This window comes from Streptomyces sp. NPDC046887, assembly GCF_040644755.1.
Classification (GTDB): Bacteria; Actinomycetota; Actinomycetes; order Streptomycetales; family Streptomycetaceae; genus Streptomyces; species Streptomyces lichenis.
The window spans coordinates 90,162-106,862 of record NZ_JBEYXH010000004.1 but is presented as its reverse complement, the minus strand read 5'-3'; the positions used below and the strand labels follow the sequence as shown (position 1 = coordinate 106,862).

Here is a 16,701-nt window from a genome sequence, read left to right as displayed (position 1 = left end):
GGCACCTCACACCGCCCGGACCACAAGGGCGGCGTTGTGGCCGCCGAACCCGAAGGAGTTGCTGAGCGCGGTCCGCAGCCGCTCATGGCGCTGCGCCCGGTGCGGGACGAAGTTGATGTCCGGGTCGATCGGCTCCGCGCAGTTGATCGTCGGCGGGACGTCCCCTGTACGGAGGGCCAGGATCGACGCCACCAGCTCCACCGCCCCGGCGGCACCGATCATGTGCCCGGTCATCGACTTGGTGGAGCTGACCGGGATCCGGGTCACCCGGTCGCCCAGCACCGTGCGCAGCACCGCCGTCTCGGTGGCGTCGTTCAGCAGCGTTCCGGTGCCGTGCGCGTTGACGTAGTCCACGTCCGCCCCGGTGATCCCGGCGTCCCGCAGCGCCGCCTCGACGGCCAGCCGCGCGCCCCGGCCCTCCGGGTGCGGGGCCGTCCAGTGGTGAGCGTCGGAACTCGCCCCGTACCCGATGAGCTCGGCCAGGGCCGCCGCCCCCCGTCCCTCGGCCGTCTCGGCGGCCTCCAGCACCAGCACGGCGGCTCCCTCGCTCATCACGAACCCGTCGCGCCGGGCGTCGAACGGCCGACACGCCGCGGCGGGATCGTCGTTGCGCCGGGACAGCGCACGGGCGTTGCCGCTGCCCGCGAGGTCCACGGCGGTGACACAGGCGTCGGCGCCCCCGGCGAGGACGACATCGGCCTCCCCGTACGCGATCATGCGCATCCCCGCGCCCAGCGCGTCGGCGCCACTGGCGCACGCCGTGCTCTGCGCCCGGCTGGGCCCCTGCGCGCCCAGCCGCATGCTGATCTCCCCGGCCGCGCTGTCCATGGCGGTGGTGACCTGCGCGAACGGGCTGATGGCCCGTGGCCCCCGGTCGCGCAGCGTGTCGGCGGCGCGGTAGATCGACCCGACCGGGCCGTAGCCGCTGCCGATGACCACGGCGACCCTCGGCGCCAGCCGCTCGTCCACCACCAGCCCGGCGTGCTCGCAGGCCTCCAGCGCCGCGGCCAGCGCGTACTGCGCGCACGGGTCGGCCCGGCGGCTGACCGTCCGGGGCATATAGCGGCCGGGGGTGAACCCGCGGACCTGGCCGCCGATCCGGACCTCCAGGCCGGTCACATCGATGGCGTCCACCGTGTCGATGCCGCTGCGCCCGGCCAGCATCGCCGCCCAGGTCTCCGCCACGCTGTGGCCCAGCGGTGTCACCGCCCCGTACCCGGTGACCACCACCCGGCGCCGGGCAGCCCCTCCGCTCTCGGTGTCCGTCACTGGGGGACCACCTCGGCGTCGCGGAGGGGCGGGGCGATGTCGTCGGGGGCGACCGGCACCATCAGCACGGCCGTACCGCCCCCCGAGCAGAACTGCCGCGCGGCACGGATCTCCTCGGTCAGCGCGGCCTTGTCGCGCAGCACCCGGCAGTGCAGGCCCGGCCCCTGGTCCACCGCGGGCGGCGGCGCGCCGGGGCGGGCGAAGGCATGGCGATCGGCGTCCAGGCCGAGGCGGGCCCGCTGGGCGTCCAGCCAGCCGTAGCCGCCGTTGCACAGCACCACGTACAGCACCCCGCCATGGGAGGCGGCGGTGACGGCGATGTCCGCGCGGGCCGCCAGGAACGCCCCGTCCCCGACGAACGCGGTGACCTCGTGGTCCGGGGCGGCCCGCTTCACCCCGATGGCCGCGGCCGCCCCGAAGCCCAGCGGGGTCTGCTCCGAGGGCACGATGGAGCCGCCGCCCGCGTGGAAGGGGAAGCAGTAGGACCACATGTCCTGTAGCCCGTTCTCCTGGACCAGTACGCGGGGTTCGGCGGCGGTGGCGTCCAGCGCGGCGAGTAGTTCGGCGACCCGGATCTCCGGCAGCGCCGCCGCGCGGGCCAGTTCCGCCGCCACCTCCTCCGACATGGCCTGACGGGCGTCCGCGATCCGCTCCACCCACCCCTCGGCCGCCTCCCCGCCGTCCCCTTCCCGTTCCAGCGCCCGGGACCAGCCGAGCACGGCCTGCCGGGCGTCCCCGAGCACCCGAGGGCCCGGGAACTCGGCCGACAGCCCGGCCGGATCGGTGTTGACCTGCACCACCGTGACCGGGGGCCAGGGCGTCCCGCCCTCGACGGCCGTCTCCTCCAGCCGCCCGGCGAGCGACACCACCAGATCGCAGGAGGACCACAGTTCACGGGCGGGGGCGGCGGCGTAGAGGCCCGCCAGTCCGCAGAACAGCGGATGGCGCTCGTCCACCGCGCCACGGCCGGAGGCGGTGGTGAACAGCGCCGCGCCGAGCCGTTCGGCGAAGCGCTCGACCACCCCGCCCTCGTTGCGGTGCCGCATTCCACCGCCCACCAGCACCACCGGGCGCCGGCTCGCGCGCAGCGCCGCCAACGGCGGTCCAGGCAAGCCCGGTACGGGCTCGACGGCCAGCGCCTCGGGCAGGGTCGGCCGCACTCCGGTGACCGGGAACTCCGCCGTACGGACGTCGTCGGGCACCTCCAGATACACCGGTCCGGCCGGCGGCCCCATGGCCCGGGTCAGCGCCGTCACCGTCGAAGGGACCACCCGGACGGGATGGCCGATCCGGTGCGCCCACCGCACCAGCGGCGCCGCCACCGCGACCTGGTCCAGCTCCTGGAAGCCACCGCTGCCCCGGCGGCGTTCGGGCGCCCCGGCGGCCAGCACCAGGACCGGCGCGCCGGACTCCCGCGCCTCCAGCAGCCCGGTGGCCGCATGGGTGACGGCCGGCCCCTTGCCCAGGGCGCAGACCGCGAGCCGGCCGGACTGCAACGCGTAACCGGTCGCCATGTACATCGCGTTGCGCTGGTCCCGGCACGGTACGAGCTCCAGCCCGGCCGCGTCGAGGGCGCGCAGCAGCTCCAGGTCGTCCCCCGGCAGCCCGAAGCAGGTGTCCACCCCGTTCGCCACCAGCAGGTCGACCACCGCGGACCACGCGTCGGCGTACCGCTTGCCCACCCCGGTCACCTCCCACCTCCCACCGCGACGGGGCCGGCCGCCGGAAGATTCCGCGCCACGGCCTGCGACATGAGGAGCGGTTCGGCGTGCCGCTCGCCCCCGTACGAGACGTAGTTCGCCGTCAGCCCGAAGCCGCCGAACGGGCGGTTGCCGTCCTCGGCGTCGAGCAGGGTGTGGTCGACACAGGTCTGATGGCGCTTGGCCAGCACCCGCACCGTCTCCGGGTCGTTCCCGTAGACCATCGCCCCCAGCGCGCGTTCGCTGAACGGAGGCCCTGCCAGCCGCTCACGGAGCCGTCGCGCACTGGGATAGGCCACCACGTTGAACACCGGGGCGAACATCTCGTCCAGCGGCAGCTTGTCCTCGAACTCCCACAGCAGCACGGTCGGTTCGACCCTGCGGGACGGCAGATCGATGCGGCCGCCGTGCCGGATGTGGCGTGCGTGGCGCACCAGGTAGTCGGAGCAGTTCACCAGCGCCGAGTCGTAGTAGATCGGACCGTAGTCGGCGCCCGGGTCGTCGTTCCGCCCGAAGCGCAGTGACGCCAGGGTGGCGGACAGCAGGCCGACGAACTCCTCGGTGCGGCGCTGGGGCGTGAACACCACATCGGGGCCGAAGCAGTCCTGGCCCGAGTTGTGCAGCCGGATCCTGATCAGGTCCCGCGCGGCGCGGGTGAGATCGGCGTCGGGAGCGATCACGAACGGGTTGACGCCATGGCCGAAGAAGAGGAAGAGCTGGTCCTCCGCCAGCCCCTCGCGGACCGTCTCGGCGTTGGCGTAGTCGCCGGTGAAGACGATGAGGTCCGCCTCGCGCACCGGCCCGGTCACGAATTTGCGCTGGCTGAGGTCGACCAGCTCGATGGGCAGTCCGTGCACCGGTGCCAGGAGTTCGTGTAATCGCCGGATCTGGTCGCCGATCTGAGAAGACGGCCGAAAGGCGATTCTCTCGCAGTAAAGGGACGCCACGAGCAGATGGAGCGCATAGGAATAGAGCGGGATGTTGGAAGGCATGAAGACCGTGGCCAAGGGCACCCGGCCGGGCCGGACCCGGCGGATCTCCTCCTCCGCTCCATCAAGGGTGGCGAGGAACGAGCGAATCTCCGAACCGGCGGTACGGTACGGAGAGATGTCGGTCAGAATTCCCCGTACCGCGTCCTCGTTGCCGGCCACAAAACGGCGCACCGCACGCAGTGCCTCCAGCCGGTCGGCACAGGGGACATGGTATTCGGTGGCGGGGGAGGGTGTACCGGCGGTCGAACCGGGCGCGGTCGCGCCGGATGCCGGATTCTGCGGGGTGGGCAGCGAGGTCATGGCGGTCTTCTCCAGAACGGCCAGGTCCGGCTTTCCCGTGTGCGAAAGGGGAAAGTCGGCGAGCACCACGATGTGGTCGGGCTGCTCGTAGCGGGCGAACACGGGGCGCAGCTCCCGCTTCCAGTGCGCGGGCGCCCGGCCCTCCGGGTCGGCGATCACAAAGACCAGACGAGAGCCCAGACGCTCGTCGGGGAGGGCGACCACCACCGTCCGCGCGCCGGCGGACGCGGCCCGCTCGGCGAGGTGGTCGGGGTAGAGGGTGTGGCCGTCCCGGTGCACCGCGCGCTTGCGCCCGATCGGGAAGACCCGGCCGGCGGCGTCGAGCAGGCCGATGTCACCCGTGCGGTGCACCGGATCCGGCGCCGGGACGATCTCCCCGTCGTCGGCCAGCCGACCGGTCATCAGCCCCTCGCTGCGGACCACGAGTTCGCCGAGCCGGCCGGGGGGAAGCGGGTGGCCGTGGTCGTCGTGGACCTCGACGGCCACGCCGGGCAGCGGGGTGCCGCACCCGACCGGATCGGCGGCGGTCGCCAGCGCGATGTTCCCCACCTCGGTCGCCCCGTAGCCGTCCAGCAGCGGCCGGCCCGTCCTGGCCCGGAACCGGGTCGCCAGGTCGCGCCCCAGCGGCGCGCCGCCCACACACCAGGCCCTCACCCCCTCCAGCTCGTCCACCAGGGCCGGACGGCGGTCGAGCAGATTGAGCAGGCTGTAGTACGTGGACGGGGCCGCGTCCACGATGGAGAGGCTGTGCTCCACGCCCACCGCGAGCGCGCGGTCCAGGCGGGTGGTCGGCCCGTACACCACCAGCGTCCCCCCGCCCAGCCACCAGCACAGCACCAGCGACAGCCCGTACTGGTGGGAGTACGGCAGGACCGGCAGGAAGACGTCGTCGGACCGGTACCCCATGCGTTCCGCGCTGAGCGCGAGGTTGTCCAGGATGGAGCGGCCGGAGCGGACGATGCCCTTGGGGCTGCCGGTCGTCCCCGACGACCACGAGATGGCGGCGTCCTGGCGCCGGGCCCAGGCCGAGACCTCGGGCCCGTCCACCGGGTGGGAGCCGGGCCGCGATACCGCGCCCCCGCCCGTACCGCCGTCGCCGATGTCCAGCACCACCCGCGCCTGGGCGTGGATCCGCGAGCGCTGTGCCGGGGTGGCTCGGTGATCGGCCAGAACGACCGAGGCGTCGAGATGAATGAGCGCGAGCAGTGCGACCACCCATTCCGGGGAATTGGCGCCGCTCATCATCACCCGTGAACCCGGTTCGACACCGCGCCGGGCAAGAAGTTCGGTGGCACCGAATACACGGGCCACGATGTCGTCTGACTCCCAGATACGTCCCTCGGGCGAGATCAAGCGCCTGAATACCGGCAACTCGTGCTCCTTGGTGCCGGCGGGGGTGTTCGGCTCCTCGGGCGTACATATGTTCGTGAAGCCGTATCCCGCGACAATGCCTGCTGCCGTCGAGCAGGTCTGACGAAAATGACTATCGCATACCCGTTGAGCCGTGTCGACAGTGCCTCGGGATTCCGCGGAATGGCGTGAGTGGAGCTGCTGGGCAATATCGTGACGGAAGGGGGGTGTGGCGCCGTGGGAAACGCATGTGACGGGTGATCGGCTCCGGGTGGAATCCTTCGGGGTGTGTCCGTTGTGCGGCGGTGAAACGTTTCAGTTTCCTTATGCAAGTAAATATTGCGAGGGAGGGGGGATTTCCGGACCGTGTCCGCGGGCGCCCTGTTCGGCCGGTCGGGGGAGTGGCGGAGGCGGGGAGGTGAACCGCCGGGGAAGCGTTCCGGAAGACTTGTCGGACCGAATCGCCACAAGGTCCCGCAAGGTCGTGCGAAACGGTACCGATCGGCCTCGGATGTCTCCCTACGATGCCCACGCGTCGGACAGGGCCACGCGGGAGCGGAGTTCTGAGTGCAGGAGATCAACTTTCCGGAGGATGTCCGGAAGATGCTCTGGATCCTCATCGGTGAGATGCCGTTGGAGGCCAGGGAGAACCTCGCCTATGAGAGCCGCGAGCTGTACCACCGCTACGGTCGCGGTCTGAAGTCCCTCCAGGAGGAGATCCGGGCGTCGATCGCGGAGGCGGCGACCGCGTTGCCGAAGGAGGTGGCGGACCCCTACATCAGCGCCCTGTCGGTGCTGGTGGATGACGCCGGGGTGAGCCATATCGACCAGATGGTCGACCAGTTGGACGAGATCTCCTCGGGTCAGATCGATCACTCGATCAAGATCCAGGGGGCGAAGTGGGAGATCATCGCCGAGATCATCTCGTTGATCGCGGAGTTGGCGATTCTGGCGGCGTTGGCGGCGTTCACCGGAGGCACCTCGGTGACGCAGATGTTCCTGGCGCGGGCGCGCAGTCGGCTGGCGGTGCTGCTGATCGTGCAGCGGTTGCTGCGGATGTCGGGGCTGGGTCCGGCGCTGACGGGGGCGTTGACCGAGGCGTTGCAGGTGCTGGCGGTGCAGTTGGCGCAGATCGCGCTCAACGAGGGCCCGCGCAAGCCGAAGGGCATCGACTGGAAGGAGGTCGGCAAGGGCGCGGCCTTCGGGGCGCTGGCGGGGTTGTTCTCGGGGTGGCTGGGCGGGGCGTTCGACCTGTTCGGGAACTTCTTCAAGAACTATCTGAAGAAGAACGTGGACGGCTTCGACTCCTGGGTGAAGCGGAATCCGTTCACGGTGAAGACGCTGGATGTGCTGAACGACCTGCCCGAGGCCTTCGTGGTGGGCGCGGTGAGCGAGAGTGCGGCGGAGGTGCTGGTCCAGGGGATCTTCGAGGGGGTGTGGGAGTTCAAGTGGGAGACCTTCGTCGGCTCGGGGACCAGCTCGATGTTCCAGGTGGTGACCGACGCCGGGATCGGGGGAGGGGGGCTGTGGCTGAACAAGTGGCTGACCGATACACGGGCGTTCCCGGAGGTCAACCGGGTCGGCCCGGCCGGTGGAGGCCCGGGAGGCCGGGGTACCGGCGGCGTGGATGGAGCGCTGACTCGTCCTGCGCCCGCACCGATCGGCCCGGTGCCCCTCGTACCGCCGTCTCCGCTGCCCACGCCCGCCGGGGGCGGGGATACCGCCCGGTTCGGCGGTGATCCGTCCCCGGTGCCGCTGCCCGCGGGGTCGGTTGGGGGACCGCTCCCGGTCCTGCCGAGCGGTGGCGGGACCACCGCCCCGCGCCCCATCGGGCCGGGCCCGGGCCCCGAGGGGGCCGACGATGACCCGGGGGTGTCCGGCAGGACGGAGACGCTGTCCCGTTCCGGCAAATTCGAGGCCGGAGGCACCGGGCCGCTGACGACCCCCGGGGCTCTCGACCCGCCCCGTGTGCTGCCGTCCCCGTCTGCCCCGGTGGTCCGGCCGGATGCGGACGGCCTGCTCGGCGAGTACGGCGGAAGGCCGAGCGGTCCGCGCGGTACCGGAACCGTGGACTCCGGCGCCACCCCGCGCATCGGCGACGAGACCCTTGCCTCCGGCACCACCCCGCGCATCGGCGACCGGGCCCCTGCTCCCGGTACCACCTCGCGCACAGGCGACGAGACCTTTGCCCCCGGCGACACCGCGTCCTCGCTCACCCCCGGCGGGGGCCGCCCCCTGCCCGGCGGTGTCACCGGCCCTGCGGGCCCCCTCGGTTCGACCGGTCCGCGGCCCGGTGCCGGGGACGGCCCCGCCGATGCCTTCCTCCCGGAGGGGGAGCCCGGGGCGGCCGAGACGGGAGCGGACCGGGGCGCGCCGGACTCCGGCACCCTCCGTGGGGGGCCCGCCGGTGCAGGGTCCGCGGCCGGGCCCACGACCGGGTCCACCGGCGGGGACGACGACGGCACCCGGGTGCGTACCCCTGCCGCTTCCGGCACCGACGGCGCGGATACCGCTGAGGAATCCGCCTCGGAGGCGGCGGCCACCCCGGAGTCCGACTCCCTTCCGCCTCCCTCCGTACCGCTGACCGGGGACCCGGGCTGGGAGGCGGCGCGAGAGGCCGTGCCGCCGGTGACCCGGGAGCATGTCTGGGTCGATCCGGTGTCCACTCCGGCCGATCCCGCGCGGCCGGGGCAGACCACCCAGTACGTCGTCCGGTCCGGGTTCGAGGCCCGGCGGGTCTTCTACGGCGGCGAGTGGATCACCGATCTCACGGTACGGGTCTCCGGCGGCTCGGCGGAACTGCCGCCCGAGGTCTGGGAGAAGGTCCGGGCCGGGGTGGAGGAGCACTACAACGCGCCCCGGTACCGGCTGCCGGGCGGCGAGCTGCTGCACATCACCGTGGAGCCGGTCGGAGACGGGCCCGCGCCGCACGCGCTCACCGTGGACCTGGTCGGCAGGGACCATCCGATGACCCGGACGGCCTGGTGGGCGGACGCGGAGCCGATCGACTACGCCCATGAGATCGGCCACCAGCTGGGGTTGCGGGACGAGTCCCGCACCGGGCCGGACACCGCCCACCGGCCGGACGTACCCGGCAGCCTGCTGGGCGACTACACCCGGCCGGCGCCGGACGGGCTCACCCAGTCAGGACTGCGCGGCCGTCATCTGAGCCTGCTCGCCGCCCAGATCGGCGGCCTCGGCACGGACGGCGCCCAGCCGCCGAAGCCGTCCCCGGCACCTCCGCCACCCGGGCCGGTCCGGCCGGTGCGCACGGTCGGGGACGGGCCCGCCCGGACCCTGCCGGACACCTCACCGCCCGCCTCGCGAGGCGCTGAGCCGCGTACGCCCCGGCCCGCGACCATGACCGGCGGCGGTACGGATAGTGGTACGGGATGGGGTACGGGACCGGGGACCGGCACCCCGCTCCCCGCCCCCGCCGTCCCCGTGCCCGTACCGGCCGTGCCCGTACCGGCCCCGCCTGCCCCCGTGGTGCAGCCGGCGTCCACCACCGGCACCCGCAACCGGATGGACGGCGCCCGGCCGCCCCGGCTGGAGCGGGGCGCGCAGCCGCCGGCCGCCCGGCGTGGGCGGACCCGGTTCGCCGACGGCGGGGCCATCCCCGCGTATATCGACGACCTGGCCTCGCTGCTGGACGGGGCCGACGCCGCGCTGCTGGACGAACTGCTCACCCAGCCCGCCACGTTCGGCCAGAGCGCGGTGACGCTGCGGGGCGCGGAGCTGATCGTCGCCGAGGCGGCGGCGCTGCTGGACGGCGGCGAGGCGCTGCGGCCGGGGGCGCGGCGGCCGGGCTCACCACCCGGTACGGGGCCGGTGGCCGAGCTGCGCGCGGCCCTGCGGCAGCGGCCCCGGACACTGGTCGGCGGGCTGTCCTTCCCGTACACCAACGCCGCGGGGGAGGTACGGATACTGAAGGTCACCGCCCGCCACTACGGCCGCTGGCAGCGGTTCGAGGACACCTACGGCAAGCCCGCCAAGATCGACACCATGGACCGGGCCACCGTCCAGTCCGGCCGGGGCGCCAACGTCCAGTCCATCACCCAACTGGGCATCGGGGGCCCGTTCCTGGGGCCGCCGTCCGCGCTCGCCTTCGGTGGGCTGGGGCGGCTGGCGGTGCGCGGCGGATACGGGACCAAGGTCGGTTACGGGCTCGGCGACCAGGTCAGCAGCCAGGCCGAGACCCGGATGCTCGACGGCTCCCAGGTCTATTTGGACGACCTGTATGTCGAGCTGTCGGTCACCGACGCCGACGGGCGGGTGGTGACCGAGCCGCTGCCGCCCGGTACGGCAGGACCGGCCCAGGGCGCCCAGGCCGGGCTGGGGCTGCGCGACGGGCTGGCGCTGCGGCTGCCGGACAGCGCGGTGAAACCGCCCAAGGCGGGACGGATTCCGCGGTCCATCGCGCTGGACCAGGACTCCCAGTACCGGCTGGTGCGCACCGAGGGGTTCGGCCCGGTCACCCGTATCCGGGACTGGGCCGCCCAGCGGGTCGGGGCCGCGCCGGGCAGCTCCGCCTACCGGGAGCTGGACGCCTTCTTCTCCAGCGACTCCTTCCAGCGCCACGCCCGGATGCTGGCCGCCGGGCGGCTGACCACCGCCCCGCTCTTCGCCGACGACCGGGGGCACACCCCGCTGGGGGTGTTCGTGGTGGAACGGGTGGTGCCGGTGCGCGCCACCCTCATCGACGAGACCCCGGACGCCGAGCTGCGCGACATCATCACCTCCACCGTGCGCAGCGACCGCTCGCTGGCCCGGAACCTCAACTTCGGGCTGGACGGGGTGCTGGGACCCGCCTTCAACTTCCTCGACCTCGGCGACAGCGTGCTCAATCTCCGGCTCCAGTTCGGGCCCGCCTTCCGCTATCTGTTCGCGGTGTCGCGCTCCAACGGCCTGGGCGGTTTCGGCGGGTCGAAGACCTCCGGGCAGGTCAAGGGTGATCCGACCGGGCTGTATCTGGTCCGCAAGACGGTCCATGTGCGGCATGTGGGCAGCGGCGGCCCCGCGAGGGTCTTCCACACCTGGAGCGTGGACCGGATGACCCGTACCGAGGCGCGGCGGCTGGCCGGCTGGGACGACGGGACCACACTGCCCTCCCGGCATGGGCTGCCCGAGCCGTTCGCCCCCGCCTATCTCACGGTCGACCATCCGCCGACCCTCGGGATGCACCGGGTCGAGGAGTTCGCCCATGCCACCGGCGCGCGCACCCGCACCACCGGCGGCGGCCCGGCCCGTACCCTGCCGGACGAGTTCGCCGACACCCTGCTCACCACCCTGGCGGCGCAGTATCCCGGCATGGTCGCGCCGCTCGACCAGCTCACCCCGCCCGGCCCCGGCAGTCGCTGGACCAGCGACGACGCCTACCAGACGGCGCTGGCCAACACCCTGACGGTGCTCACCGCGCTCTCCCATCAGAGCCTCGCCGCCGCGCTGGAGGCGCTGACCACCACCGGCATCCGGGTGCGGCTGATCGAACCCGGCACCCTGGGGCGCGGACACCGCTACATCTGGGTGCACGGCGAGCTGACCAACCGGCGGTACGAGGGCCGGCAGGACGACCTCAAGCTGCGGCACAGCGCCCCGGGCGGCCAGCGGATGGACGGCCAGGAGAGCCGCAAACGCACCCTCGGCGGCGGCTTCGACCTCCAACTCGCCTTCCGCGACCCGGACCCCGGGGCGGGCGAGGCGATCGGTGCCCCGGACAACGCCGGGGTGCTCTCGCTCGGCTGGCGCTCCGCCGTCCAGCACGACTCCGAGTCGGGCCACGGCGCCTCCGTCACCAACGAGCCCATGTCGGTGAGTACCAAGGCCTCCCACCTCTACCGCTACGACCTCGCCCTCACCGTCAGCCACGGCGGCCACTGGCGGTTCCGGGGGCTGGTGCGCGGGGTGGCCACCCTGGGGCTGCTCGGCACCCAGCCGTTCGTCTTCCGCCGCCCGCAGGCCCTGCTGATGGGCACCGGCCCGAACGGCGCCCCGGTCGGCGGCGGCCCGGTCACCGGCCAGGTCCTGATCAGCGTCCCCGACCGGCACACCCCCGCCGTCGACCCGCACCGGCCCGGCTTCCCCAACCCGTACCGGACCCTCGGCGGCGCCCTGCCCAGCACCGCCCTGACCCGCCGCCAGGCCCATACCCTGGCCACCGGCGGACCACCGCCGCCCGGCGGGCCGGAGCACCGGCTCTTCACCGAGCTGCGGCAGCACGCCTTCCTCACCCTCACCGTGGTGGTGCCGCCCGGACTGGTCGAGACGGCGGGCACGGTGATGCGGAACGCCTCCGGCGGGAGCTGGCAGTTCTCCTACGAGGGGGCCCCGGCCCGGGAGGCGGTGCTGCGGTCCTTCCAGCCGCAGTTCGCCACCGCCTCCTTCGACCAGAGCTCCGGTCCGCTCGGCCTCACCACCGCCGGCCTGATGGGCAAACCCCCGTACGGCACGCTGTGGGGCACCTTCCGCCACTTCACCACCGTCACCGGCATCCACGCCCTGACCGGCCCGGTGGAGATGGACACCGAGATGATCCTCGGCAGCGGCACCCAGGCCACCGGCAAGACCGGACGGAGCATCACCCACTCCTTCGGCGGCCAACTCACCTACGCCAAACCGCACTCCGGCCCCCATGGGCCCTTCGGGGCGTACGGGCTGGTGGCCAACCCCTGGTCGGAGAGCGGCCAGCGGAGCCTGACCCTGAGTCGCGCCGTGGTCGCCGACCTCAACCTCAAGAGCTTCGGCCACCAGGTCCTGGTCAGCGGCACGGTCGAACACCGACTGGCCATGATCTCCAGCATGCTCGGCACCACCGCCGCCCATCTCCCGCTCGTTCCCTCCTCGTTGGCCGGTGCCGCCGGTTCGGTGGTCTCCGTCCCCGGCGGCTGGCTGGCCCATGTCCCCGAGAAGAGCGCCCATCTGCTGGGCATCCTGGACGACGGCCTGGGGCCCGTACCCCGCTACACCGCCGACGCCTGGTCGCCGCAGCCCTGGATGCGGGGGAACACCTTCGGCACCTACCCGGTCAACGGCCTCGATCCGACCGCCGTCCTCGCCGACTTCCAGGCGCAGGTGGCCGCGCTCGGGTTGGACGACCACGCCCTGGAGCACATCCGCCAGCAGGTCACCGCCCGGGTGCTGCGGGCCCTGCACCGGGAGCTGACCGGGACGGGCGCCAGCACCGCCACCCGCTCCGGGGGCTGGGGGTGGCGGCAGGTCCGGATCGGCGGGCGGCGGGCCCGGGTCCGGGTCGAACTCCTCCCCGGTGCCCCGTCCTTGGAGATGCTGGACCACTCCCAGGAACGGGAGGAGAACCGGCGCGCGGTCCAGTCCGTCCAGGAGGGCGCCGACTTCACCTCCGGCAAGGACTTCGGCATCCTGGTCGGCGAGGCCGTCCACACCGGCGACCCGACCGCCGTCGCCGCCGGGCCCGTCTACACCGAGACCGGCACCTCGCGGCGGTCCGTCTCCGCCGCCCATGCCACCGCGAGCAGCACCACCTACCGCGCCGCCTCCACCGAACCGCACGCCGAGATCACCACCCCCTACCGGCTGCGCCTCACCCTGGAGTTCGACGACGAGGCCCCGGGCGGCACGACCGATGGCGGCACCCCGACCGCCGTCCAGCGGGCCGGGGCACGCGCGGGCGAGGCGGTGCGGCGGTTCACCGGGCGGCAGCGGATCACCGCCACCGGTGACGCCGGCGCGCTGCGCGAACACGTACCGCTCAGCCTGATGGCGCCCGGTCCTGCCCCGGGTGGCCCCGCCCCCGACCCCCGGCTCGCCCCACCCGACCTCAGCCCCACCACCCCGCCCCGCTCCGGGGCGCGCCCAGGGCTGCTCGGTGGCGGCGCCCGCCACACCGACGGCAGCCTCCGGCCGTTCACCGTCCCGGAGAACGGCTTCCATGTCCGCCGCGTCCTCGGCCTGGAGCACATCCGGGAGGCGAGCCGCCGGGCCATCGCCGAGGCGTACGGAACCGACCTCCGCGGCCTGGACGGCGACGGGACCGGCGCCCCCGACGCCGCCCGCCGGGCCGCCCTGCTGCGCCGCGCCTCCACCACCACCCTCACCCACCCCGGCGGCGGCCCCGCCCAGACCCTGGAGGACGCCACCACCAACACCGCGCTGTCCACCTTCTACGACCAGGCCGCCACCCTCGGCGGCTACGAGGTGCCCGGCCTCACCCACCGCAACCCGGTGGGCACCGACTCCGCCCGGCTCTCCCTGCACGCCGTGCCGGACTTCTCGGGGGCGGTGCTGCTGACCGTCGCCGACGGGATGAAGATGGAGGTGCTGCGGGAGACCGCCGAGGGCGTGTCCACCTCCGTCTCCCAGGAGAACACCCAGGACTCGGCGTTCGGCGGCGGTGTGGCCATCCGCACCGAGCAGACCGGACTCAACCAGCCCGCCGCCACCCTCACCGGCCCCTACACCGCCGACGGGGACGGCGCACCGGTGGGGGAGGACCACCTCTCCTCCCTCAACGTCAAACCCAAGACCGGCCGCGGCTTCCTCTTCGCCGTCCCCACCGACTGGCTCGCCGTCGCCGAGGTGCACCGAGGCGTCAAGGACAGCGCGCCCGGCCGCCTGGCCCGCTATCTCACCGGCCCCTTCGCCAAGCACCCGCCCCGCGGCCCCAAGGCCGTCTCCGCGCGGACGCACGCCCTGGTCTGGATCCGCGACGACATCGCCCGGGAGCTCGGGCTGATCGACGACACCGTCTTCCCCGCCCGGGTCTCCGCCGCCTGGGACGCCGTCAGCGCCGCCGCCAAGGCCTGGACCGACGCCGACAAGGCGTACTGGAAGAAGCGCCGCGCCTCCGCCGGGCTGCGCGAGGAGCGGGACGCCGCGGCCGCCGCGCTGGACACCGCCCGCACCACGGCCCGGGACACCGCCCGCCGGCTCACCCCGCTGGTCGACGCCCTGGAGGAGGCCGACACCGCCCTGGCCGACGCCGAGTCCGCCGGGCGGACCGCCCACACGGCCGCCGACGCGCTGGAGACGGCCGCCGGGCAGCTGGAGACCGCGGCCACCTCGGTCACCCGGGCCGACGACACCGCCGCCCAGGTCCGCCGGTCCACCCGCCGTACCGTGGAACGCGCCCGGCACACCCTTGACGACCTCACCCGCTGGGCCGCCCTGCCCGGCGGCGGACCCCGCCCCGCCGTCCTCCGCCGGGCCGAGGAACGCCTGCGTACGGCCCAGGCCTCCGCCGCCCGCCACACCGCCGAGGCCGACCGCCGCGCCGCCGACGCCCGTACCGCGTACGGAGCCGCCCTGGCCCGGGTCACCGCCGCCGAGGCCGCCGCACCCCCCGCGCCGGTGGCGGGCCCCGCCCCGATCGCCTCCGCCGCCACCCCGCCCGAGGCCGGGCGGGCCCGGCGCACCGCCGCCGCGCTGCGCACCGCAGCCGACCAGCGGACCGCCGAGGCCCGGCGGCGGCAGCGCATCGCCGCCCGGACCGTCGAACGGGCCGCCCGGGAGGACACCTCGGCCCGGGCCGCCCGCGACCGCGCCATGAACCGCTCCCGGACGGCCGGCCGCGCCCTGCACGCCCGCCGCGCCGAACTGCGCGCCCTCGCCCACACCGCCGAGGCCGCCGCCACCGAGCTGCACCGGGTGCGCGCCGCCACCGACCTGCTGACCCGCTGGCACCAGCTCGGCGCGACCCCCGCGGGCCGGGCCCTGCGCGCCGGACTCGCCGAACCGCCCCCGGTGACCCATCGGCCCGTGTCCGGCCCCCGGCCACCGGCGCCTCCCGCCCCGCCGCGCCCCCGCTACCTCGCATCCCCGGACGGCACCGGGCTCACCGCGCCCGACGGCACCGGCCACACCCTGCTGGACGTGCCCCGCGACGGCGACGCCTTCTTCCACGCCCTGGCCCATGGGCTGGCCGTTTCGGCCCCCGCCCTCGCCGCCCAGCACGACATCGACCCGACCGACCCGGACACCCCCCGGATCCTGCGGGCGCTGCTCGCCGCCCGGCTCTCCGACCCCGCCGACGCCGACCTGCTGGACGCCGTCGCGCCGGACGACACGGACACCTTCGCCGCCGCCGAGATCGACGCCACCGGGCCGGTGGCGGCGCTGGCCCCGGGGACGCCGGGGCGCCGCGAGTTCGACCAGCTCGCCGTGGTCCCGCACGCCGCCGCGCTGGACTCCACGGCCCGTTCCCGGCTCGCCCAGTCCCAACTGCTGCGGCCGGGCAGCGCGCCCGGTGACACCGGCTGGGACCACTCTGCCGCCGACCTGCTGCCGCTGCTCGCGGCCCGCACCTTCGGCGTGCAGGTCACCGTGGTCCGCGGCGACGGCACCTTCCAGACCTTCACCCCGGGACGCCGACCCGGCCCGGCGCTGCCCCCCGCGCTCGGCGGCGGCACCCCGGGCCCGTACCCCCCGATCGTCCTCCACCTGGACGACCGCCACTACCGGCTCGCGGTCCCCGACGCGCCGGCTCCGCCGTCGGTCCCTCCTCCTCCGCCGCCCTCGCGCCCTGCCCCTCCAGCGCCATCGCCGCCCGGCGGTACCGGTGCCGTGTTCGACGGCTTCGAGGCGGCACTGCTCACCGCGCTGGGGCCGGACCGGCGCTCCGCGCTGCTCGACCGCCGGCAGCCGGTGCCGGTGGCGGAACTCGCCGACGCGGGCATCACCGTGTCCGCCGCCGCCTCCGTCCAGGCGGTGCTGACCGGCGGCACGCTGAGCGTCGAGGAACTGGGGCTCACCCCCGAGGAGCAGCTGCGCTGGCTGCTCGCCCGCCGGGTCGCCGCCACCCAGGCCGCGCCGGGCGGGGCGGACGCGGCGGCCCTGGCCGTGGTGGTGGCCGCCGCGGAGGCCCTGGGCCTTGACGTCGATGTGGTCCTGCCCGGCGGCGGGGTGCGCGCCTACCGGGCCGGGCCGGGCGGCACCGGCACCCTCACCTTGCGACTGCTCCCGGACGGCCGATGGCAGGTGGACCCGGCGCCCTGACCGGCGGCCCGGCCCTGTATGGCCGTGGCAGGCGGGCCCTGACCGGCGGCCTGGGGCTCGTACGGCCGGTGGCAGGCCCGGGGCCCGTACGGGACTTCGGCGTCCGGGCCCCGTACGGTCGG

4 protein-coding genes are annotated in these 16,701 nt (G+C 74.5%); 1 reads left to right on the top strand and 3 read right to left on the bottom strand.

The features are described 5' to 3' along the window. Positions 1-6: 6 nt before the first annotated feature. From fabF to ABZ945_RS06445, 3 genes are read right to left on the bottom strand one after another with little or no spacing between them, the layout of a single operon-like run. The gene (fabF, locus tag ABZ945_RS06455; protein ID WP_361264840.1) at positions 7-1,269 is read right to left on the bottom strand and encodes a beta-ketoacyl-ACP synthase II; all 1,263 of its coding nucleotides are present in this window, start codon (positions 1,267-1,269) and stop codon (positions 7-9) included. Next, on the bottom strand, positions 1,266-2,960 hold the full coding sequence (locus tag ABZ945_RS06450) for a thiamine pyrophosphate-binding protein (protein WP_361264837.1): 1,695 nt from the start codon (positions 2,958-2,960) through the stop codon (positions 1,266-1,268). Before ABZ945_RS06450 ends, fabF begins: the two co-directional genes overlap by 4 nt. Next, positions 2,957-5,572 (bottom strand): aldehyde dehydrogenase family protein, encoded by a 2,616-nt coding sequence (locus ABZ945_RS06445; RefSeq protein WP_361264834.1) that lies wholly within the window; start codon positions 5,570-5,572, stop codon positions 2,957-2,959. Before ABZ945_RS06445 ends, ABZ945_RS06450 begins: the two co-directional genes overlap by 4 nt. A gap of 642 nt (positions 5,573-6,214) precedes the next feature. On the opposite strand from ABZ945_RS06445, the gene ABZ945_RS06440 reads away from it, so the two are divergent. After that, positions 6,215-16,579 (top strand): hypothetical protein, encoded by a 10,365-nt coding sequence (locus tag ABZ945_RS06440; RefSeq protein ID WP_361264831.1) that lies wholly within the window; start codon positions 6,215-6,217, stop codon positions 16,577-16,579. Positions 16,580-16,701: the final 122 nt, after the last annotated feature.